The following is a 22,309-nucleotide window of genomic DNA, read 5'->3' as shown; positions in this document are numbered from 1 at the left end:
CAAGCTCCTTTGCGTGATGCTGATTAACATTCCGATACGACTGACAGCGTAGAACAGGGTTCAGTAACTGTGTGAGTCTTATTGGCGCTGGCCTTGAACTGAAGTAGCGGGTTTGGTGTAGGGGCAGATCAAATTGAATCGCGTCTGACAAGGCCGCTTTTGGTTGTGATTTGTTTTTTACTGCTCGGTATCATTTCGAACATCTTTCTGTTTTGCATCACGATAACGTCATTCAGGAGTTGGCTCTGGGACGGTGCAGAGGCAAGCGTATTTGAACCACTGTAATTGGATGCCGTTTCCGACCCTGATGATGTGGCGGACAGGGGAGTGTCAACGGTAGGGGGGTTGCTCGAAGAGGTACTTATGTTTGAATTCGAATTCGAATTCGAACCGATTTTAATATTGGCCAACTTCCGCTGACGCCGAGCGTTCATCACACCGAGGCGGGTCCCATATGCGGAAAGTCCAAGCCCCGACAAAGCCAAAATGGTAGTCGCAATAACCATACCGCTTTTACCCGTTTCTTCTCCTGCGGCCCCCATTGAGAGTCGAGTAACCCCGACCAAACCGCCAGAGATAGTCAGCGCCGAGCCGGCGACCTTTGCCGCCACAGCGGTACTGAGCTGGGTTGTTTTCATTGCGCGCGCGGCTTTTAGAGTGGCGTACATACCCAGGCTGCCCCCCAATACACCGACCACGCCCAGGCCCGCGATAAGAATATCGTTAAGAGACGCCCGGCCACTGGGATCGGACCGATTAACAGGGTCTGCCGCACAATAAGCGTAAGCATTCAGGCCGCCTGCATCGAAAGGGCTCAATTGGTCCGGGCTGTTGAAACGCATCAGATGCGGGTTATAAGCACGATGCCCTTTACCCAGATGATAGTGCCCGGTGAGCGGGTCAGGTCGCTCGCCGTTAAAGCCTGGCAAACCGTTCACCCCTTCCTGAATGTGATGGTGCCCAAAAGGCGTGAACGCTTGCCGGCGCACTTCTGAATGGCTAACCGAATGTATAACACTGCACTGGCGGTTGGTGCTCAAAAGCGTTGTCTCACACGACTGATTGTCGACGTACGTCTGCGCCAACAATTGATTTTTTGCGTGCATCAACGAACGGGTTACGCCCCCTTCCTTCTCGGTAATCAGACGCTCGTGATTATAGAAAAACTGCTCATTTTTGAGGTGTCCAGTGTGTGCCTCCGTGAGCCGGTCAAGCGGGTCGTAGGCGTAGGTTTTTATCAATCCGTTTCTTTGGGCCATGATGGCGACTCCTCACGTAATAGAGCTGTAGAGTCGACCTGCGGCCAAAAATTGACTACCTGTTGAAAGAGGTAGGTAGTTTTGCAGACAACAAAAAAAACGCCGACAGCAATAACAATGCTGTCGGCGTTTTCAGTGACGTGCGGGGTAATTTAGAACGCTGGGAACACCGCGCCGTCGTATTTTTTTGCAATAAACGCTTTTACTTCAGGGCTGGTAAGCGCCTTGGCCAGCTTTTGTATTGCAGCGCTGTCCTTGTTATCGGGGCGAGCCACCAGGAAGTTTACGTATGGCGAGTCCGCGCCCTCGATAATCAATGCATCTTTGCTCGGCTTCAGACCGGCATCCAGTGCGTAGTTAGTGTTGATCATGTCCAGATCAACCTGGTCGAGTACGCGCGGCAGCATGGCGGATTCAAGTTCTTTGAACTTGAAATTGTGCGGGTTCTTGGCAATGTCCCTTGGCGTAGAAACAGCGTTAGTCGGATCTTTAAGTTCGATCAAACCGGCTTTTTGCAGAAGAATCAAAGCGCGGCCGCTGTTGCTGCCTTCATTAGGGATGGCAATCGTTGCGCCATCGGGCAGTTCAGCCAGACTTTTGTATTTTTTCGAGTAGCCACCGAACGGTTCTACGTGAACGCCGATCACTGTCTCAAGATCAGTGCCTTTACCTTTGTTGAAGCTGTCCAGGTAAGGCTTTGTCTGAAAATAGTTGGCGTCCAGGTGCTTCTGAGCGAGCTGCACATTGGGCTGCACGTAATCAGTGAACACTTTGATTTCCAGGTCAACGCCTTCTTTGGCGAGGGTCGGCTTGATCAGCTCAAGGATTTCGGCGTGCGGAACCGGGGTCGCAGCCACTACCAGTTTTTCGCCCGCTTGCGCCAGGCCTGCCGTTAAAGCAGCCGCCAATGCGGTAAACAACAGAACCTTTTTCATGCAATGCCCTTAAGTCAGTGACCGCTTGATTGACGGTTTTTTTGGAAGACGAAGCGGACAATACCGAGAATCTTTATTCCCGAACAATAATATTTATTCAGCTTGTTATTCCATTTTGTTCACTTGCCTTTTGGCACTCAAGCCAGCAATTTTTTCAGAGCCGCCAATTCCTGTGCAGTCGCCCCCTGTACGAAGGCTTCAATCTGGCTGAGCGAATCAGGCAGGTTTAAATGCTCCGGCAAAATCTCATCGCCCGTGCTCACCAGCAACGCAAAATGAATCACATTTTCCAGCTCCCGGGTATTGCCCGGCCAACTATGACGCTCCAGCACACGTTGTGCGCTGTCAGTGATAAATGGCACGGGCAGGTTCAAGCGCTGGCTGTAGATGCCCAAAAAGTATTCGGCCAACGACATAATATCGCCCACCCGCTCACGCAAGGCCGGCAAGTCAAGACGGCCTTCACTGAGGTAGTGGTACAAGCGTTCGTGGAACTTGCCAGCCTTTACTGCTTGCGCCAGATCGATGCTGGTAGCGGCCACCAGACGCACATCCACCGGGTTGGGATGGTGGGCCCCTACCCGCGTCACTTCATGAGTTTCAAGCGCGGCGAGCAGTTTGACCTGAATGGCCTGTGGCAAATCGCCGATTTCATCCAGGTACAAAGTGCCGCCATTGGCAGAGCCGAACCAGCCCGCGCGGCTGCTGGCCGAACTGGTGTGCGCCCCCGGGGCGTAGCCGAACAGCTCCGCGTCAGCGTAAGTCGGGCTGATTGCCCCGCAATTCACTGAAACAAACAGACCTGTACGGTCGCTGGCCCGGTGAATGTGCCGGGCGAGCAGTTCCTTGCCGCTGCCGGTTTCTCCGCGTATCAACACGGGCAGCGCACGCGGCGCTAAACGCTCCAGGTCGTCGCGCAACTGACGCGAGCGCGGGTCGACAAACACCAGTGCCTTGGCGCGGATGCTCAGTGGGCTTTTTTCAGCGTCGGGAAAGGTCAGCAATGGCTGGCCAAAGGTTTCGTGCAGGCTCATGGCAGGCTCCCGCCCGCCGCCGTAGGGTGGGCGCGGGCGTTACTAAAAATTACGCGCGGCGCAGGGCGTCGTGCTCGATGCGGGTTTGCAGGTGGTAAAGGTATGCGAATCCTTGCTCCCAGCGTTGATGCCCGGATTTGACGTTGATATGACCGGCGCCGCTGATAATTCCGATCTTGGCACCCCATTGCTGAGCGAATTCCATTGCCCGGGTGGCGCTGACGGCAGCGTCGTTGTCGGAGCTGACAATCTGGCTGGGAAACGGCAACCGTTGAGCAGGGATCGGTGCAAAGTTACGCAAGGCCGGGGCGCAGGTGGGTCGTTCGACATCGGCCGGGGCGACCAGCAATGCCCCGCGTACCTGACTGATCTGGCTGGCAGGCGCACGCTGGGCCCAATGCGCGACAGTGATGCAGCCCAAGCTATGGGCAATCAAAATGACCGGCGTGCTGTCGCAGGCGATGCCCTCGGCGAGTGCTGCAACCCAGTCTTCGAGGCGCGGGGTCAGCCAGTCGGCCTGCTCCACACGGGCACTGTTCGGCAAGCTATTTTGCCAGTGGGTTTGCCAATGATCGTCAGACGAACCTTGCCAGCCCGGCACTATCAGATAGCGAATCGACTCGTTTCCCATGGGGGGCGCCTCCTGCTGTTGGTGTGTTACCGAGTCAGTATAGGGACGCTTTTTAGATTCGCTAAGGAATAAGAAGCTATTTGTTAATAACCAAAAAGTCATTAATTGTGGCTGATACTTCCTTCAGTCTTTAGAGGCTGGTATCAGTCGAAAGGTTTTCACCTCTTCTGTGGATAACTGCCAATCGGCACCTATTGGGGCATTTGATCCCGTGCACATCACCGTATAATGCGCGCTTTCTGTTTTCAGTCCCGCTCCGGAGCCCGTATGACTCAAGATCAACTCAAGCAGGCCGTTGCCCAGGCTGCTGTCGACTTCATCCTTCCAAAGCTGGATGACAAGAGCGTCATTGGTGTCGGTACCGGCTCCACGGCCAACTGCTTCATTGACGCCCTGGCGTTGCACAAAGGTGCATTCGACGGCGCAGTGGCCAGCTCTGAAGCGACCGCTGCACGCCTTAAAGGCCACGGCATTCCCGTATACGAATTGAACACCGTCACTGACCTGGAGTTTTACGTTGATGGGGCCGATGAAAGCGACGAACACCTGAACTTGATCAAAGGCGGGGGCGCAGCTCTGACCCGCGAAAAGATCGTCGCGGCGGTGGCCAAAACATTTATCTGCATCGCGGATGCCAGCAAGCTGGTGCCTGTATTGGGCGCATTCCCGTTGCCGGTAGAAGTGATTCCCATGGCCCGCAGCCACGTGGCCCGTGAGCTGGTCAAGCTGGGCGGTGACCCGGTTTACCGTGAAGGCGTGGTGACAGACAACGGCAATATCATCATTGACGTGTTCAACATGCAGATCACCAACCCGGTGGAGCTGGAACGTCAAATCAACAACATTGTGGGTGTTGTTACCAACGGGCTGTTTGCGGCCCGTCCGGCTGATTTGCTGCTGCTGGGTACACCTGAGGGGGTCAAAACCCTCCGCAAGTAACAGTCAGCGAGTTCGCTCTGGCGGCGAAATTATTTTCTGCCCCAAGGAACTAAATCTGCCCAACACGACTCAGATTTTTTGAATGGCTGCTGAAGCCCTTCAATGCTCCTAATGTTGTGTTAAGTGTTGGCAGATTGCTGGACCACGCCCTAGCGGTCCAGCACTTGAACCCCGAACTTCTCCCCCAATACGAAGTCCGGGGTTTTTTTTGCCTGCAATTTCTTACTCTGCCGTCTCTTCAACCAGCTCTTCGCCCTTGTTGGGCAGCTCCATCCAGCGAGCCAGCACGGTGTAAGCCTCTTCCAGGCCCATGCGCTTTGGCGTGGAGAACAGCTGGATAGTGACGGCGTCGCCCCACTGTTTGCGGATATCAGACTGGATTTTGAGCAGCGTATTTTTCGCAGCGCCGTACGTCAGTTTGTCAGCCTTGGTCAGCAAAATATGCATCGGCATGCCGCTGGAAACTGTCCAGTCGAGCATCAACAGGTCGAAATCTGTCATTGGATGACGGATGTCCATCATCAAAATCACACCTTTGAGGCTTTCGCGGCTGCCAAAATAGGCTTCAAGGTGACGCTGCCAGTGCAGCTTCAACGGGATAGGCACCTTGGCGTAGCCGTAACCCGGCAAGTCAACCAGGCGACGTTCTTCGTCCAGTTTGAAGAAGTTGAGCAACTGGGTACGGCCTGGTGTTTTCGAGGTGCGGGCCAGGCTGGCGTGCGTCAAAGTGTTGAGTGCGCTGGACTTGCCGGCGTTGGAACGCCCGGCAAACGCGACTTCATAACCTTCGTCGTCAGGGCATTGCTCCACTTTGGCAGCGCTGAGCATAAAGGTAGCCTGTTGGCACAGACCGAGAATGGGATTCTTGAGTTGCATGGGATTTCCGATGTGAGCGGCGTCAGGAAGGGACGCGGCGAGCGTGTCGTTTCCGTTTCAGTGGCGCCAGTATATAATGCCGCAGATTTTGTGTGTGCTTTGTCCCAGCGCAGGATGAAGTACGCGGGAGCAAAAATCATGTTGCGCATTAGAACGCAGCCAGCTCCCCGTGTCTTGATGCCATTTGTCAGCATTGAGGCTACACCGCAATCGGAGACCGTGCTCAACCGCGTTAATTTGTCTGCCATGCAGGTCTGTTTGTAGCCCTTTAACCGGCGCACGCCATGTTCAAGCAAGGTACGCAGACGCTGTTACAGCGCGTGACTCAGGGTTTCAAGGCGATGCCGCCGCGTGAAGTGTGTGCATGGACCGCTGTGCCGAGGATTACCGAAGATTCATCCTCTGGATGACAGAGTAAGCCCGGCCACAACTCTTTAACCCTTAGCCGTAGTTGGATTAGCTGATGAACAAATTATTCGTGAGTCTGCTGTTGACCTTTGGCGTGACCGGTATGGCTCAAGCGGCAAGTGCCGCCATTGTGGGCGATGCATCAGCCGGCCAGGCAAAAACCGCCGTATGTGGTGCCTGTCATGGCCCGGACGGCAATAGCGCGGCCCCCAACTTTCCGAAACTCGCAGGGCAAGGTGAACGCTACCTGCTCAAGCAACTGACCGACATCAAGGATGGCAAGCGTCAGGTGCTGGAAATGACCGGTCAGCTGACCAACCTGAGCGAGCAGGATCTTGCGGACATCGCCGCGTATTACGCCAAACAGAAAAACTCGGTCGGTGCTGCTGACCCGAAACTGGTTGAGCGCGGCCAGGCGCTGTTCCGCGGTGGCGACTTAAGCAAAGGCTTACCCGCATGCACGGGCTGCCATTCGCCAGATGGCGTTGGTAATGCACCTGCCGGCTTCCCGCATCTGGGAGGCCAGCACGCCGACTACATCGAGAAACAGCTCATTGGCTTTCGCGAAGGCGACCGCACCAATGACGGCGACTCTATGACCATGCGCAGTATTTCAGCCAAGCTGAGTAACAAGGACATCAAGGCGCTGGCCAGTTACATTCAAGGTCTGCACTGAAGCTTGAACGGGCGTCAGCGCCAATGGCCGGTGATTTTAGCGACGTTAACGATCGTTTAATGTATGACTGTGAACCTGAAAGGGCAGCTTAGGCTGCCCTTTTTCGTACCATCTACCGCTACACTACCGAACTCAAGTTATAACAGGCCTGTCAGACAGGTCACGTTGAAGCGACTTCACTATGTCCAGGAGTAAAGCATGCGTAACCTGATTCTCAGCGCCGCTCTCGTCAGTGCCACTCTGTTTGGCATGACCGCTCAAGCTGCAGATGTACCGCTCGAAGCGGGTAAAACATACATTGAGCTGAACAGCGCTGTACCCGTTGCCGTGCCCGGCAAAATCGAAGTGGTCGAGCTGTTCTGGTACGGCTGCCCCCATTGCTACGCTTTTGAACCCGTCGTTAACCCTTGGGCCGAGAAACTGCCTTCTGATGTGAATTTCGTCCGCCTGCCCGCTATGTTTGGCGGCCCGTGGGACGCACACGGTCAAATGTTCCTGACCCTTGAAGCCATGGGCGTTGAGCACAAGGTACATGCGGCAGTTTTCAACGCTATCCAGAAAGAAGGCAAGCGTCTGACCGACAAGGAAGAAATGGCTGATTTCCTGGCCACTCAGGGCGTCGATAAAGCAAAGTTCTTGCAGACCTTCGACTCGTTTGCGATCAAAGGTCAGATTGTCAAAGCCAAAGAGCTCGCCAAGAAATATGAAATTTCAGGTGTGCCGACCATGGTCGTTGACGGCAAATACCGCTTTGACCTCGGCACGGCGGGTGGTCCTGAGCAGGCTTTGAACGTCGCTGATCAATTGATCGCCAAAGAGCGCGCAGCCAAAGCGGCTACAAACTAAGCGGCGCCCTTCTCTATGCGCCGCTGGAGAAGCGAACGAATCGTTGGCCTGCACGAAGCGCAGGTCAATGAGGATCATCTGGCAACCAGCGTGTTGCCGGATGATCGACGTTTACGGCTGCTCAGTTTCAATATTCAGGTTGGTAACAGCACGCAAAGTTACCGCCATTATCTGACCCGCAGCTGGCAGCACGTGCTGCCACACAAAGGGCGCACCAGTAACCTGGATAAAATAGGCGACTTGCTGAGCGACTTTGATCTGGTGGCCTTGCAAGAAGCGGATGGCGGCAGCCATCGATCTGGCTACGTCAATCAGGTGAAGTACCTTGCCCAGCAGGGTGAATTCCCCTATTGGTATCAACAACTCAATCGCAACCTCGGTCGCTTGGCCCAACATAGCAACGGCGTGCTCAGCCGGCTGCGTCCTTCCGCGATTGAAGATCATCCCCTGCCCGGCCCTGCGGGTCGTGGTGCCATTTTGGTTCGTTTTGGTGAAGGTCCAGATGCGTTGGCCGTGGTGATCATGCACTTGGCGCTGGGTACCAAAACACGAACGCTGCAACTGGCCTATATCCGCGAGCTGGTGAGCGGCTATCAGCATCAGGTGCTGATGGGCGATATGAACACCCATGCCGCAGACCTGTTACAAACATCACCTTTACGCGACCTCGGTTTGCTGGCGCCGCAATTGGAAGCCACCTTCCCCAGCTGGCGGCCCCAGCGTTGCCTTGACCATATTTTGCTCAGCCCCAGCCTGACGCTTGAACGCGTGCAGGTATTGGATCAACCCATTTCTGACCATTTGCCTGTGGCGGTTGAGATTCGCCTGCCCGGTACTGTGGGCATCGATTCGTTGCCCGTGGTAAGCCCGACTGGCAATGAGCCACTTGCATGACCGCCGACGACGCCAAGCGCTGGAAAGAAAAGTACCTTAAAAGTATCGAGCAACAAGAAAAGCTTGAACGGCGCTGGAATGCCCGTCTCGACTTGCTGCGCCGTGGTCTGGTGCGCAGCACACTGGCCGCCGAGGGCACAGACCGTACCGTCGACCAGTGCATGAAAGAGATGCGCGAAGCCGTGCGTACGGATGACATGGACGCTGCACTGGCGGCTTTGCTGCCGCGTCTCGAAAAGGCCGTGCTCGACTCCGAGCAGCGTCGCGAAACCCGTGTCGAGCAAGTCAGCACCGCGCTCACTACCTTGGTCACCCAACTGCAAGCCATGCCGCTGCCCCGAGAAGTGAGCAAGCCGTTAAAGGCTTTTGCCAAGCAGCTCGACAGCCGGGTGACCCAAGCGCGTGAAATTCCCCTGTTGCTTGGCGAGCTCAGCCACTTGCAAGGTTTGGTGCTGGGGCGGCAGGTGCACGAGCCCGAGCCCGTCAAGCCAGGGTTGTTGCAACGGCTGTTCGGGGCTAACGAGGCCGAAAAGCCGTCGTCCGAGCCTGCTCCAGTTCGTGAAGTCGCCTCCCCCCAGTCTTCTGCTGTCAGGGACCCCGGCGAGCCTGTGCTGGTCCTCAACGATGCCATTCCTGACGAGCAGCAACCTGCTGATGAAGAAGACAGCCCCACGTCATTGGACGTTCAGCGGCTGCCTGAGCAGCCGTTGGCCACGCCAGAACCAGGTGTACCGGAAATAGGTGCTGAGCAAGCCCCAAAGGACGCACGAGCGCCTGATGTGGAGCAACCTGAAGCACTCAGTAGCCTGACTGAACCGCAGATCGACAGCGCAGCCCATGAAATCGGCGAGACCTCGGCACTGGCCGATCCAGACACCGTCTATGCCTTGCCCGAAACCCCCGAGCCATCCTACAGCTCGGTTGCCCTGCATATTGAGTCCACTCTGCTCGGGTTGCTCACCGATCTGTCGCTGCCCGAGCACCACCGGCCGCAAGCAGAGGCATTGCGATCTCGTCTCGAAAAAGGCCTTAACTGGTACGAATTGCTGCCTGTTCTCGACGATCTTGCCGTTTTGATGTTGGCCGTGAACGACAGTGGTCAGCATGAATTCGAGGCTTACCTGAAGCAGCTCAATGGGCGTCTGGAGGTCTTCCAGAACAACCTGCAAGCGGCGAGCGAAGGCCACGCAGAAGGACGCAGCGCTGCCGCTGACCTGCATGACCAGTTGCGCGAACACGTCGACGGGTTGCAAAGCAGCGTGCAAGACGCCGTCGACCTGCCGAGTCTCAAGCATTTACTGGAGAATCGTCTTGAAGGGCTGCTGGGCACGCTGGACCAGCACCGCCAGCAACGGGACGCGCGTGAACAAGAGGTCGCGGCACATCTGCACGGGCTGGCCGAGCGCGTGGTGCAAATGGAACAGCAGGCCCAAAGTTATCGTGATCACCTCGAAGAGCAGCGTAAGAAGGCTTTGATCGACCCGCTTACCGGTTTGCCTAATCGTGCCGCCTGGGCTGAGCGCTTGGCGCAGGAAGTCGCTCAGTGGCAAGCCCGCGGCACTCCTCTGCTGATCGCCATGCTCGACCTTGACCACTTCAAGCGCATCAATGATGGGTACGGCCATTTGGCGGGTGACAAGGTGCTCAAAATCATTGCGGCTCAACTGCGCAAACACCTGCGGGCAGGGGACTTTATGGCCCGGTTTGGCGGCGAAGAGTTTGTGCTGTTAATGCCGGACACTGCACTGGATGAGGGCACTGTACTCGCCGAACAGTTGCGGGCTGCAATCGAAGCCTGCCCGTTCCACTTCAAAGGCGAGCCGGTCACCATTACCGTTTCAATCGGTGTATCAGCGTTCAAAGCGGGTGACCGGAGCGAACGAGTGCTCAAACGGGCCGACGAAGCGCTCTATCAGGCCAAATACAAAGGCCGAAATTGTGTCGAGTCGATTTCCGGCAAGGTAGAACATCCCACCGACGAGCAGCGCACTGCGTTTTAAAGGCATCCGGTGTCAGATACGGACAGGATCAGTAAGGTATGCTGGCCCATTAACATTTTCCTGTGTTGCCTCTGCCATGAAATTACCTGCGCTTCTCATGTCTCTTGCCCTGCTGGTTGGCTGTGCCAGCGGGCCTCGTATGGATACCAGCCATCCTTCGGCCAATCAGGACAGTCGAGTGCAGTTTGTGGTGCTTCATTACACCTCAACATCACTTGAGCACTCGTTGCAACTACTGACGACAGGCCCTGTCAGCAGCCATTACCTGATTGGCGATACGCCACCCACGATTTACAAGCTGGTGGATGAAAACCAGCGGGCCTGGCACGCCGGTGAAAGCCAATGGAAAGGCCGTACCTGGCTCAACTCCAGTTCCATTGGTATCGAGATCGTCAATAAAGGCTATCGAGATACACCCAACGGGCGGGTCTGGTATCCCTACACCGAAGGGCAGATTCAAGCGCTGATCGAGCTGCTCAAAGACATTTCGACGCGCTACAAAATCGATCCGCAAAACATCATTGGCCACAGTGATATTGCGCCACTGCGCAAGCTTGACCCCGGCCCGCTTTTTCCGTGGAAGCGATTAGCACAAGCGGGCTTTGGTGTTTGGCCGAATGAACAGGCCGTTGCCCGCGAGCAAGCACGATTTGCCCGCGAGATGCCTGGCATCACCTGGTTTCAGCAACAGTTGGCGCTATTGGGCTACGAAACCCCACAGACGGGTGAGCTGGATGTGGCTACCCGTCATGTGCTGGCTGCCTTCCAGATGCATTTCCGGCCCTCGAAATTCGATGGCACTCCGGATGCTGAAAGTGCAGCCATTTTGAGCGTGCTCAACACTCAAAAAAGCCGATGAGCTGCTCCACAGGCTATAGCGCCAGGGCCATGTAGAACTGCGTGCCCTGGCCCGGGCGGGAGTACACACCAATACGCCCGCCATGCAGCTGCACAATCTCTTTGCACAGCGCCAGGCCAAGCCCTGCGCCGCCTTTTTTACGGCCCACCTGAACGAAGGGCTCGAATATGCGCCCTTGCTGGCCATAGGCAATGCCTTCGCCATTGTCTTCGATACTGATAATGACCCGCTCGCCATGACGCCGAGCTTGTAGGCGGATATGCCCGCCGCTTGGGGTATGGCGCAGGGCGTTTTCCAGCAGGTTATCCAGCACTCGATCCAGCTGTGCCCGATCGGCGTTAAGTGCAGGCAAGGGTTGTTGCAGGTCGATCTGGATCTCTATCAGCTTGCTTGCAGCATCTTCGGCGAAACGCTCGCGTGTCTCAGTGAGCATTTGCTCAATGTCACAGGGTGCCACCGACAACTTTTGCATGCCGTTTTGATAGCGGGAGAAATTCAGCAAATCATTGATGAGTTGCATGAGCCGCTGCATTTCTTCGCTGACCGTGTTCAACAGATCCAGCTCGCGGGACTGTGGGTCAAAGCGCGCGCGCTCCATAAAAAGCCCAAACGCCATATGCATGCCTGTCACCGGTGTGCGTAACTCATGAGAGGCGCGCAACACAAACTCACTGCGCACACGCTCAAACGCGCGCTGCTCAGTCACGTCATGCAACACCATGACCGCGCCCAGAATGGGGCCTTTAGGTTGGCTGACAGGTGTGAGGCTGTAGGTCAGCAGTCGATTTTCACCTTCAATCACCACGCTCAAATCGTCAGGCGCGCGCTCTAGGCTACCGCCACGTAAAACGGTGCTGAGTTGCTGGTCCAGTTCCGGACGGCTGAAGGCTTCGCCCAGTGATTGGCCGTGAAGCGCTTCAGTCCAGGCTAATTGACGTTGAGCTACGGGGTTCAATAGTTCCAGGCGACCTTGCGGATCAACCATCAACAAGCCGTCATTAATGCTGTCGAGCACGGCTTGAAGCCGTTGCTGGCCAGCCAGTAACTCATCGACATTGGTCGCCTGATGTTGTCGCAAAGCCTCGGCCATGATTCCGAAACGCCGTGTCAGCAGGTTCATTTCGGCGGCTGAAGAGAGTGGCAGTACCACTTCAAAATTGCCCTTGCCTATATTGTCAGCCGCTTTGGCCAGCGCTTCGATCGGTGCGCCAAAGCGCCGGGCGATGCCATGAGCGGTAATAAAACCGATGATCAATACTGCAAGGCCGATAAGCCCCAGCAATAAGGCAATGATCAGCGCGCGGTCACGGGCCGCTGCCTGCGCGTTGTAGATGTTATTGAGTGCCTGGCGATGTTCGGCAATCAAGCCGTTGCGCAATTGATTGAAGCGATTGGTCAGTTCGCTGTCAGAACTCAGGTCCAGCGTATTGCGCTGCGCTTCATCCAGGGCGGTTAAAAAGTTTTCGTAATCGATACGGGCCTGGGCAAAGCCGCTGTGCAGATTGTTATTGCGCTCGTGTTCAATACCCTCGTCCAGCAATGCCAGATATTGGCGCGTTGCGGCTTGTAACGCCTGAGGGTCCTCGTGATTGCGCAACAGCAAGATGAGGTGATCACCCAGGGTTTGACGCAGCTTGAGGCCCAAATCAAGGGTGACGGTGTTATTGCGGATCAGTAATTCCTGGGTCTTGGCCATTTGCATCACGCTGACGACGCCGAGCCCTAGCCCGAGCAGCGCCACCGTGATTAATGCCGAGATGCTGAGAAATAACCGGGTACGTAATTTGATCGCCAGTTTCATCGCAGCGAGCTCACAAGTTGTACTGCTTGCGCTTGCGATAGAGCGTAGAAGCATCAATGCCCAAGGTTTTGGCGGCCTGATCGAGCGTCTCACTGGTGGCCAGCACGGCGCCGATGTGGGCTTTTTCAAGCTGGTCGAGGCTCAATGCTGCGCCAATGCGCGGGGTGTTTGGCACCGTTTGTTCGGCCATGCCCAAGTGGCTGATTTCGACCACCTCTTGAGGGCAAATAATGCTCGCGCGCTCCACCACGTTGCGCAGTTCGCGAATATTGCCCGGCCAGCGGTAATTGGCCAGCGCCAGACGCGCTGCTTCGCTGAAGCCTCGAGCGGGGCGGGCATATTCTTTTACGAAACGGGCCAGGAAGCGGTCGGCCAAGGTCAAGATGTCTTCACTGCGCTCGCGCAGCGGTGGCAGGTGCAAGGTGATGACATTCAGGCGATAGAGCAAATCTTCGCGGAAACGGCCATCACGCACCATGTCTTCAAGATTAAGGTTGGTGGCGGCCAGAATGCGCACATCGGCATTGCGGGTCACGGGGTCACCCACGCGCTCATACACCTTGTCCTGAATAAAGCGCAGTAGCTTGGGCTGTAATGTCAGTGGAAAGTCGCCAATTTCGTCCAGAAACAACGTGCCACCGTCCGCCTGATTAACCCGGCCCAACGTGCTTTCGCTGGCGCCGGTGAACGCACCGCGGGTGTGCCCGAACAGCTCGCTCTCCATCAGTTCTGCGGTCAATGATGGGCAGTTGATCGTGGTGCAGGCTTTTTTAGCCCGTTTGCTCCAGCTGTGAATGGCCTTGGCCAGTTCGCCTTTACCCGTACCGGACTCACCCAGGATCAAAATATTCGCATCCGTACCGGCTACCTGACGGGCGGTCTCCAGCACCGCCATCATGGCCGGGCTATGCGAATCGAGCCCTTCTTTGGGCTTGCGGATCTCACCTTCAAGGGCTTCAAGACGTGCTGACAGTTGGCGCACTTCCAGCTGTTTGGCGGTGGCCAGGCGCAACTGGTCAGGGCTGCACGGTTTAACCAGATAATCTGCCGCGCCGGCCTGAATAGCATCGACAGCGGTATCCACAGCCGAATGAGCAGTGACGATCACCACCCGCATCCACGGTGCTTGAATGCGCATCTGAGCCAGAACATCCAGGCCATTGTCTTCACCCAGGCGCAAGTCCAGAAAGCACAGGTCAAACACCTGGCGTTGCAACAGCGCTTCGGCTTGAGCCGCACTGCTGGCAGTGGCGACGGTATAGCCCTCGTCTTCGAGGCAATAGCGGAATGTGCGCAGGATGGCGGACTCGTCGTCGACCAGCAGAATGCGGCCCTGTTTCTCTTTGGCTGATTCCATGTCCGGCCTTCCTCAATAAGTGATCTTCGTTAGTGTCGGAATAATCGGGCAAGTTGCATGATTTTTCAGGATTGTTTGGAGGCTAGCAGGGAAGAGGTGCCCCTGCATTCCATAACATGCTGATTTTGAACAATTAAGTACCTATACCAGATTTTTCGTTTGAAGCATGTCCCACGTTTATCCCGGATCTTCTTTTATTGCACCGCACGAGTCGTGCAGAACGCACGACCGATCTTTCAGGCATCGTGCAGGATGAGCGTTATCTCGTTCGATATCTCTCCGTAAGTCATTGATATATATAGATTTTATATTTATATAAAACTTGGCATGTGCCCTGCAATACACAGTTATGAGGTTGTTAAGCGGGTTATCGCTGACGACCTCCCCCTTTATTAACCACCGATTGGCAGGAGTTTGAGCATGAATCGTCAAGGTTTCGCCAGCATGCGTATTTCTTCGCGGCATCTTCAACAGGGCCTGTTCGCCAGCCTGACGTTGATGGTGACGCTGATCGGTGGTCAGCAATATGCACGCTGGGAGCAAGCGCAGGCGCCTGACGCCTCTTACTCCGTGATCAATAAGCAGCAGAAGCATTTCACCGCGATCAAATCCAATGCCTTGGTCACTCGGGTATATGACGCCGGTCGATTCAATCTGGCTGCGGTTGAAGACACGCAAATTGCCAATTCCCAACCTGTGCAGGAACGTTGGGTGTTTTAAGTGTTCACAACCTTGAGACCCTGGTTGGGGCCTCAAGTAGCAAAACTGGCTTTACCCTTTCGTACACCAATAAGGAGAATCACCATGTTGAGTTGGGCAATTACCTTCCTGATTATCGCCATCATCGCTGCTGTCCTGGGCTTCGGTGGTATTGCAGGCACCGCGACCGGCATCGCCAAGATTCTCTTTGTCGTGTTCCTGGTAATGTTCGTGGTGTCCTTCATCTTTGGCCGTCGCGGTAAAGGCTGAGTATGTTCAGCCTCTCTTATAAGGCAATGGTTGCCGCCCTGTTGATGGGCGGCAGTACCATGGCCCTGGCCGATAATGCAGGCCAGTCGCATGCTAACCAGCTACTTAATGACCCTGAATACCGGCAGGCCTGGCAGCAAGTCGTGAAAAAGGAAGAACGCCTCCCTGAGTGGGTGATCAACCTTTCAGGCAGTGCCGAGCAAATGACAGCGGTCACAGAGGATGGCGACCGATACCTGGTCGGTCCTTTATGTGAAACCGCGCAAACGTGTCTCAACAAGCGTTTGATCGTGGCTGTCAGCTTTGATAAGAAACATGCCTACGCGATGTTGGTAGAGGTGCCCGCAGGTTTACCTGCTGACAAGTCGCCGACGCGTCATGCCGATTATCGTTTTTTGGGCGAGCCGGATGAAGGTATCCAGGTGTTGCTTAAAGAGCAGCTGAAGAAAGACCCCAACTGGTATTAACCGGTGACACAGAGCAGGCAGGGCAATACGTTGCGATAAGCAGTTTGTTGGCTATCGCAACGATTGTTCCGGCGTTCAAACCGTGCGTTGAAGTCATCCGTTTTCAGCTTTCTGCCCCTCTCGTAATCCTCCTAATCCCTTCTGCCAGTTGATTTTTTTTCATTCTGAATGTGGCTCGGGCAGGGGTGAGAAACGTCGACCGTATATCGACTATCCTTAAATTCATTTCTTCTGCATTTCCGATTTGTGTTGTCAGATATTTCTGATGGCTGAGCTTGAAATTTACCCTCCCAGCACTACATAAAAGACCTTGAAACAGCCGGTGTACGGCGCTTATGTCGTCTACTATTACCAATCTGACCTCTGGGTCCATAAGCTCTTGTCTGACAATGTCCATGCCGATTCGGCATAGGGTAGGCGTTTACGGCATTAGACGGTTTACTCCTGCATGGGAATAGTTGCGCCTTTTTTCGCCTGCCAAAGAGCCAGTATGGTTCGTTTTGGGCGACCTTCTACGGGGGTGGAAGCATCTGCTTTTTTCGCTTTCTGAGCGCTCTAGCTTGTGCTTCTGCCCGAGTCCACTTGAAGTAAGGGTAATGACATGAAGAAGGCAAAACTTAGCCTCGCCTGGCAGATCCTCATAGGTCTGGTCCTCGGGATTGCAATCGGCGCGCTGCTCAACCATTTCAGTGCTGAAAAGGCCTGGTGGATCAGTAACGTTCTGCAACCTGCAGGCGATATCTTTATCCGTCTGATCAAGATGATCGTGATCCCAATCGTGATTTCTTCACTGGTTGTCGGGATTGCAGGCGTGGGGGATGCGAAGAAGCTTGGTCGTATCGGTTTCAAAACCATCATTTACTTCGAGGTCGTGACCACCATCGCGATTCTGGTCGGTCTGGTGCTTGCCAATGTGTTCCAGCCTGGTGCCGGGATCGACATGAGCACCCTGGGTACGGTCGATATTTCGAAGTACGCAGCCACCGCTGCCGAGGTCACCCATGAACATGCGTTCATCGAGACCATCCTTAACCTGATCCCCTCGAACATCTTCGCGGCCATGGCTCGCGGTGAAATGTTGCCGATCATCTTCTTCTCGGTGCTGTTCGGTCTTGGCTTGTCCAGCTTGAATGCTGAGTTGCGCGACCCGCTGGTGAAAACCTTCCAGGGCGTGTCTGAGTCAATGTTCAAAGTGACACACATGATCATGAACTACGCACCCATTGGTGTGTTTGCGCTGATCGCTGTCACCGTAGCCAACTTCGGCTTCGCTTCGCTGGTGCCGCTGGCCAAACTGGTGGTACTGGTTTACGTCGCAATTCTGTTCTTCGCGTTTGCAGTATTGGGCTTGATTGCAAAGCTGTTCGGCTTCTCTGTCCTCAAGCTGATGCGTATTTTCAAGGATGAGCTGGTACTGGCTTACTCCACCGCCAGCTCTGAAACCGTGCTGCCGCGTGTCATCGAGAAGATGGAAGCCTACGGCTGCCCGAAAGCGATCTGTAGCTTTGTGGTGCCGACTGGCTACTCGTTCAACCTTGACGGTTCGACGCTCTACCAAAGCATTGCAGCGATCTTTATCGCCCAGTTGTATGGCATTGACCTGTCGATCAGCCAGCAACTGCTGCTGGTACTGACCTTGATGGTGACCTCCAAAGGCATCGCCGGTGTACCGGGTGTGTCCTTTGTGGTGCTGCTGGCCACCTTGGGCAGTGTGGGTATCCCGCTGGAAGGCCTTGCCTTTATCGCCGGTGTCGACCGTATCATGGACATGGCCCGTACCGCGCTGAACGTGATTGGTAACGCGTTGGCCGTACTGGTTATTTCCCGCTGGGAAGGCATGTACGACGAGGCCAAAGGCGAACGCTACTGGAACTCGCTGCCGCACTGGCGCAGCAAGCAAGCCCTGCCAAAAGGCGAATAATCGCTTAAGGCTGCTTCACTCCCAAACCCCGGACTTGTCCGGGGTTTGTTGTTTCTGGGGTATGGCCGCTATTATTCGTCGCACTTTCTAGGAGTTTTCCGATGCTTAACGGCCTATGGCTCAGCTTTTTTGTCGTCGCTACGGTGTCGGCACTTGCCCAATGGCTTGTGGGTGGTAATGCCGGAATTTTCGCGGCGATAGTGGAAAGCATCTTCGCCATGGCCAAACTATCGGTTGAAGTGATGGTGCTGTTGTTCGGCACGCTGACCCTCTGGCTGGGTTTTTTGCGTATTGCCGAGAAGGCTGGAATCGTTGACTGGCTGGGCAGGGCGCTGGGGCCTTTGTTCAAACGCCTGATGCCGGAAGTTCCTTCTGGCCATCCCGCGCTGGGGTTCATTACCTTGAACTTTGCGGCCAACGGTTTAGGTCTGGATAACGCCGCCACGCCCATTGGCCTAAAAGCCATGCGCGCCTTGCAGGAGCTGAACCCCAGCCCAACCAGTGCCACCAATGCGCAAATCCTGTTTCTGGTGCTTAACGCATCATCGCTGACGTTATTGCCGGTCACCATCTTCATGTATCGGGCTCAGCAGGGCGCACCCGATCCGACACTGGTGTTTCTGCCTATCCTGCTGGCGACCAGTGCTTCTACCCTCGTAGGCCTGCTCTCGGTGGCCGTCATGCAGCGCTTGCGCCTGTGGGACCCTGTGGTGCTGGCGTATCTTATACCCGGTGCTTTGCTGCTCGGCGGGTTTATGGCGTTGCTGGCCAGTCTGTCGGTGGCGACACTGTCGAGCCTGTCTTCGCTGCTGGGCAACCTGACGCTGTTTGGTTTGATCATGTTGTTTCTGGTGATTGGCGCCCTGCGCAAGGTCAAGGTTTACGAAGCGTTCATCGAGGGCGCGAAGGAAGGCTTTGATGTGGCAAAAAACCTGCTGCCCTATCTGGTTGCCATGCTGTGTGCGGTAGGGGTGTTGCGGGCTTCGGGGGCGCTGGATTTTGGCCTGGATGGCATTCGTCATGTGGTTGAGTGGCTGGGCTGGGACACTCGTTTTGTCGACGCCCTGCCGACGGCGATGGTCAAGCCGTTTTCGGGCAGTGCAGCCCGTGCCTTGCTGATCGAAACCATGCAGACCCAGGGTGTGGACAGTTTTGCGGCACTGGTGGCGGCGACGGTCCAGGGCAGTACGGAAACCACGTTTTATGTACTGGCCGTGTATTTTGGTGCCGTGGGTATCCAGCGTGCGAGGCATGCGGTGGGGTGTGCCCTGCTGGCCGAGTTTGCTGGGGTGGTGGCGGCCATTAGCGTTTGCTACTGGTTCTTCGGTTAACCGTGGCTCCCGACCCTCTTCTGTTCTCAACAGCAGAGGGCCGGGGCATACGTCACTACTCGCGCAGCGCTTTAACTTCTTTCGCGGTTACATCCCCACCTTTATTGCCCCAGCTAGTACGGATGAAATTGACCACATCGGCCACTTCCTGATCCGACAAACGCCAGTCAAAGGCTGGCATGGTGAAGGTCGAAGGCGCGGTATGGGTCGCCGGTAGCGTCCCGCCTTTGAGCACAATATGAATCAGCGACGTCGGGTCCTCTGACTGCAACACCGGGTTGCCCGCCAACGCTGGGAACACTCGCTTGTAACCGTTACCGTCCGTTCGATGACACGCGGCGCAGTTGTCGATATACACCGCGGCACCGCGCTTGCTGTCATCCCCGTTCCATAAGGCATCAGCCACCGCGGGATCGTATTTATGCGGTTTGTCGGCCGGGTCGACGGCAGGCAAGGACTTCAAATAGCGGGCAATGGCCGTCAAATCAGCCGGCGACATGTACTGCATGCTGTGTTCAATCACATCGCTCATGCCGCCAAAGACCGCACTGCGGTCGCTGCGTCCCGTCTTCAGGAACTGCACCAGTTGCGCTTCGTCCCAGCTGCCGAGTCCATCCTTGTGGTCGCCACGCAAGTTTTTAGCGATCCAGCCTTCCAGCGGGGCGCTACCCGACAAGAATGCGCTGCCATCGTCGGCACCCAGCGCCTTTTCCTGCATGGTCAGTGCACGGGGCGTGTGGCAGGCGCCGCAATGTCCAAGGCCTTCCACCAGATAGGCGCCACGGCTCACGACCGGATCTTGCCCTGCTACCGGTGTGAAGTCCGCTACCGCAGGCGCAAAGGCCCAACGCCACATCGCCAGAGGCCAGCGCATGCTCATCGGCCAGGGAATATCCGAGTCTTTATTGGCTTGCGCGACGGGCGCAACGCCTTTCATAAAGTAAGCATACAGGGCCTGCATATCGGCCTGATTGACCCGAGCGTAGGAGGGGTAGGGCATGGCCGGGTACAAGGTGCTGCCATTTTTGGCAACACCATGACGCACCGCCTTATCGAAGTCCTCAAAGCTGTAAGCCCCGATGCCACTCGGATCCGGGGTGATGTTGGTCGAGTAAATCGTGCCGATCGGGGTTTCCATTGCCAGGCCACCCGCAAATGGCTTGCCGCCCTTGACCGTGTGGCAGGCCACGCAATCGCCGGCACGGGCCAGGTATTCGCCTTGTTTGATCAACGCCTGCTGATCATCCTCAGCGCCAACCGCCGAGAAACTGCCCAACAAGGTCAGGGTCGCGATAACAACTGCTTTCATGGTCATCGCTCCTTATGCCTGAACCAGTGGGCCGGGGTTTTTCAGGTATTGCTCGCGAATCGCCCGTGCTGACCAATAGGTCAGTGCCGCCACCAGTCCTGTCGGGTTGTAGCCCAAACCCTGAGGGAAGGCCGATGCGCCCGGTACAAAAACGTTATGCACATCCCAGCTCTGCAAGTAACGATTGAGCGCGCTGGTTTTCGGGTCGGTGCCCATGATCGCTCCCCCATTGAGGTGAGTGGTCTGGTACGACGCGGTGTTGAAGTGATCACCCACTTGCTTGCCGATACGGGCGATGGCTTTGGGGTTCATTGCTTCAGCAATCTTGCCCATTTTTTCCATCATGAAACGGTTCATCTTGATGTCGTTTTCTTGCCAGTCGAAGGTCATGCGCAGCAGCGGCTGGCCGTAGGCATCGCGGTACACCGGATCAAGATCGAGGTAGTTGCCACGGTAAGATTGATGCGCGCCGTGGGCGTCCATCGACACTTGGTGGGTGTAGTAATCGGCAGTGGCTTTTTTCCAGGCGCTGCCCCATGCCGGGGTACCCGGCGGGTTTGAGGTGCCTGCAATCGGGCGGCTGCCTGCCTGGTTCACCCACATCGGCGAACCCCCGACAAAGCCATGCGGCCCGTGGTCGAAATTGTCGGCGTTGAAATCGTCAATCGCCACGCCGTTGCCACCTGCGCCGATAAAGTTATTGGTGTGCACGTCTTTATCGAAATAGGCCTTGATGGTGCCCATGTTCTGGTAAGCGAAGTTACGGCCCACCACGCCTTCACCGGTTTTCGGGTCGTAAGGTTTGCCGATACCCGAGAGCAGCATCAACCGCACATTGTGAAACTGGAACGCGCCCAAAATCACCAGATCGGCCTGTTGCTCGATTTCGCGGCCCGATGCGTCGATGTATGTAACACCCGTGGCTTTGGTTTTAGTGCTGTCCAGATTGACCCGGATCACATGAGCATTGGGGCGCAGCTCAAAGTTTGGCAGCGGCTTGAGGGCCGGCAGAATGTTCACGTTAGGTGATGCTTTGGAATACATGTAGCAGACATAACCACTGCAAAAGCCGCAGAAATTGCACGGCCCCATTTGCGCGCCATACGGGTTGGTGTAAGGCCCCGAGGTGTTGGCAGATGGCAAGTTGTAAGGCTTGTAACCGACTTCATTGGCGGCTTTCTGAAACAACTGCGCAGAGACAGTATTTTTCTGTGATTCAAGCGGGAAATGATGGGAGCGATCCGGCGCGTAAGGATTGCCGCCTTTGCCTTGCCCCACCAATTGGCCGTTGACGGTCCAGGCCTGACCCGAGGTGCCGAAGACTTTTTCGGCATAGTCAAAAAACGGTTCCAGCTCTTCGTAGCTGACGCCGAAGTCTTGAATGGTCATGTCTTCAGGAATGAATTTTTTGCCGTAGCGCTCTTCGTAATGACTGCGCATGCGCAGCTCTATGGGGTCGACTCGAAAATGCACACCCGACCAGTGCAAGCCCGCGCCACCGACACCGTTGCCGGGCAGGAAGGCGCCCAACTGACGGTTGGGTAGCGCCACATCGTTGACACTGTGGCGAATAGTCACGGTTTCTTTCGAGACGTCCTGAAACAGCTTCTTGCGCACGCTGTAGGTAAGTTCGTCGATGACCTGCGGGTAATTGCCGTCCGGGTAAGTGTCCTGCATCGGGCCACGCTCAAGGGCCACAACATTCAGGCCCGCTTCTGTCAGCTCTTTGGCCATGATCGCGCCGGTCCAGCCGAAACCGACAATCACTGCATCAACTTTTTTCATAACGGTCGACAT

General features: G+C 55.7%; 20 protein-coding genes and 1 pseudogene. 12 read left to right on the top strand and 9 right to left on the bottom strand.

Going from position 1 to position 22,309, the window contains the following annotated elements:
* Positions 1-128 precede the first annotated feature (128 nt).
* From FJD38_RS12950 to FJD38_RS12935, 4 genes are all read right to left on the bottom strand, one after another.
* On the bottom strand, positions 129-1,259 hold the full coding sequence (locus tag FJD38_RS12950) for an RHS repeat-associated core domain-containing protein (RefSeq protein ID WP_146385650.1): 1,131 nt from the start codon (positions 1,257-1,259) through the stop codon (positions 129-131).
* A gap of 152 nt (positions 1,260-1,411) precedes the next feature.
* Complete coding sequence (locus FJD38_RS12945) at positions 1,412-2,194, bottom strand: MetQ/NlpA family ABC transporter substrate-binding protein (RefSeq protein ID WP_122786204.1); 783 nt, start codon at positions 2,192-2,194, stop codon at positions 1,412-1,414.
* A 137-nt stretch (positions 2,195-2,331) separates the two neighbouring features.
* Positions 2,332-3,228: a sigma 54-interacting transcriptional regulator gene (locus FJD38_RS12940; RefSeq protein ID WP_122786205.1), complete on the bottom strand. Its 897-nt coding sequence runs from the start codon at positions 3,226-3,228 to the stop codon at positions 2,332-2,334.
* A 49-nt stretch (positions 3,229-3,277) separates the two neighbouring features.
* Entirely contained in the window at positions 3,278-3,859 is a 582-nt protein-coding gene (locus FJD38_RS12935; protein ID WP_146385648.1) for an alpha/beta hydrolase, read from the bottom strand.
* A gap of 267 nt (positions 3,860-4,126) precedes the next feature.
* On the opposite strand from FJD38_RS12935, the gene rpiA reads away from it, so the two are divergent.
* Positions 4,127-4,798, top strand: a complete 672-nt coding sequence (gene rpiA, locus FJD38_RS12930; protein ID WP_122786207.1) for a ribose-5-phosphate isomerase RpiA — start codon at positions 4,127-4,129, stop codon at positions 4,796-4,798.
* A 222-nt stretch (positions 4,799-5,020) separates the two neighbouring features.
* Here rpiA and yihA read toward each other — a convergent pair whose 3' ends face one another.
* The gene (yihA, locus tag FJD38_RS12925) at positions 5,021-5,674 is read right to left on the bottom strand and encodes a ribosome biogenesis GTP-binding protein YihA/YsxC (protein ID WP_122786208.1); all 654 of its coding nucleotides are present in this window, start codon (positions 5,672-5,674) and stop codon (positions 5,021-5,023) included.
* 293 nt (positions 5,675-5,967) lie between these two features.
* Here yihA and FJD38_RS25145 point away from each other — a divergent pair.
* The 6 genes and pseudogenes from FJD38_RS25145 to FJD38_RS12895 all read left to right on the top strand — a co-directional run.
* A pseudogene (locus FJD38_RS25145) lies at positions 5,968-6,092 on the top strand (c-type cytochrome); the annotation flags it as partial.
* A 45-nt stretch (positions 6,093-6,137) separates the two neighbouring features.
* Positions 6,138-6,758 (top strand): c-type cytochrome, encoded by a 621-nt coding sequence (locus tag FJD38_RS12915; RefSeq protein ID WP_122786209.1) that lies wholly within the window; start codon positions 6,138-6,140, stop codon positions 6,756-6,758.
* A gap of 198 nt (positions 6,759-6,956) precedes the next feature.
* On the top strand, positions 6,957-7,604 hold the full coding sequence (gene dsbA / locus FJD38_RS12910) for a thiol:disulfide interchange protein DsbA (RefSeq protein ID WP_146385646.1): 648 nt from the start codon (positions 6,957-6,959) through the stop codon (positions 7,602-7,604).
* A gap of 15 nt (positions 7,605-7,619) precedes the next feature.
* Complete coding sequence (locus FJD38_RS12905; protein ID WP_122786211.1) at positions 7,620-8,498, top strand: endonuclease/exonuclease/phosphatase family protein; 879 nt, start codon at positions 7,620-7,622, stop codon at positions 8,496-8,498.
* Positions 8,495-10,498 carry a diguanylate cyclase gene (locus FJD38_RS12900; RefSeq protein WP_146385644.1) on the top strand — a complete coding sequence of 668 codons (2,004 nt, stop codon included), beginning with the start codon at positions 8,495-8,497 and terminating at the stop codon, positions 10,496-10,498. Before FJD38_RS12905 ends, FJD38_RS12900 begins: the two co-directional genes overlap by 4 nt.
* A gap of 76 nt (positions 10,499-10,574) precedes the next feature.
* The gene (locus FJD38_RS12895; RefSeq protein WP_146385642.1) at positions 10,575-11,357 is read left to right on the top strand and encodes an N-acetylmuramoyl-L-alanine amidase; all 783 of its coding nucleotides are present in this window, start codon (positions 10,575-10,577) and stop codon (positions 11,355-11,357) included.
* Positions 11,358-11,370: 13 nt separating this feature from the next.
* Here the strand turns inward: FJD38_RS12895 and FJD38_RS12890 are convergent, their stop codons facing one another.
* Entirely contained in the window at positions 11,371-13,158 is a 1,788-nt protein-coding gene (locus FJD38_RS12890; protein ID WP_146385640.1) for an ATP-binding protein, read from the bottom strand.
* Positions 13,159-13,168: 10 nt separating this feature from the next.
* Entirely contained in the window at positions 13,169-14,515 is a 1,347-nt protein-coding gene (gene algB, locus FJD38_RS12885) for a sigma-54-dependent response regulator transcription factor AlgB (protein ID WP_122786215.1), read from the bottom strand.
* A gap of 420 nt (positions 14,516-14,935) precedes the next feature.
* Here algB and FJD38_RS12880 point away from each other — a divergent pair, with 420 nt between their 5' ends.
* From FJD38_RS12880 to FJD38_RS12860, 5 genes are all read left to right on the top strand, one after another.
* Entirely contained in the window at positions 14,936-15,235 is a 300-nt protein-coding gene (locus tag FJD38_RS12880) for a hypothetical protein (protein ID WP_146385638.1), read from the top strand.
* 84 nt (positions 15,236-15,319) lie between these two features.
* A complete protein-coding gene (locus tag FJD38_RS12875; RefSeq protein WP_122786217.1) occupies positions 15,320-15,484 on the top strand; it encodes a DUF1328 domain-containing protein in 165 nt (54 codons plus the stop codon).
* A gap of 2 nt (positions 15,485-15,486) precedes the next feature.
* A complete protein-coding gene (locus FJD38_RS12870; protein WP_122786218.1) occupies positions 15,487-15,951 on the top strand; it encodes an inhibitor of vertebrate lysozyme family protein in 465 nt (154 codons plus the stop codon).
* A 601-nt stretch (positions 15,952-16,552) separates the two neighbouring features.
* Entirely contained in the window at positions 16,553-17,872 is a 1,320-nt protein-coding gene (gene gltP, locus FJD38_RS12865) for a glutamate/aspartate:proton symporter GltP (RefSeq protein WP_122786220.1), read from the top strand.
* 101 nt (positions 17,873-17,973) lie between these two features.
* A complete protein-coding gene (locus FJD38_RS12860; RefSeq protein WP_122786221.1) occupies positions 17,974-19,203 on the top strand; it encodes a nucleoside recognition domain-containing protein in 1,230 nt (409 codons plus the stop codon).
* A 55-nt stretch (positions 19,204-19,258) separates the two neighbouring features.
* Here FJD38_RS12860 and FJD38_RS12855 read toward each other — a convergent pair whose 3' ends face one another.
* Together FJD38_RS12855 and FJD38_RS12850 are read right to left on the bottom strand one after the other, a co-directional pair.
* Positions 19,259-20,512 carry a cytochrome c gene (locus FJD38_RS12855; protein WP_146385636.1) on the bottom strand — a complete coding sequence of 418 codons (1,254 nt, stop codon included), beginning with the start codon at positions 20,510-20,512 and terminating at the stop codon, positions 19,259-19,261.
* A gap of 12 nt (positions 20,513-20,524) precedes the next feature.
* Complete coding sequence (locus FJD38_RS12850) at positions 20,525-22,309, bottom strand: GMC family oxidoreductase (RefSeq protein WP_122786223.1); 1,785 nt, start codon at positions 22,307-22,309, stop codon at positions 20,525-20,527.

It is taken from the genome of Pseudomonas saxonica (assembly GCF_007858365.1).
Classification (GTDB): Bacteria; Pseudomonadota; Gammaproteobacteria; order Pseudomonadales; family Pseudomonadaceae; genus Aquipseudomonas; species Aquipseudomonas saxonica.
This window is presented reverse-complemented; position numbering and strand designations above follow the sequence as displayed.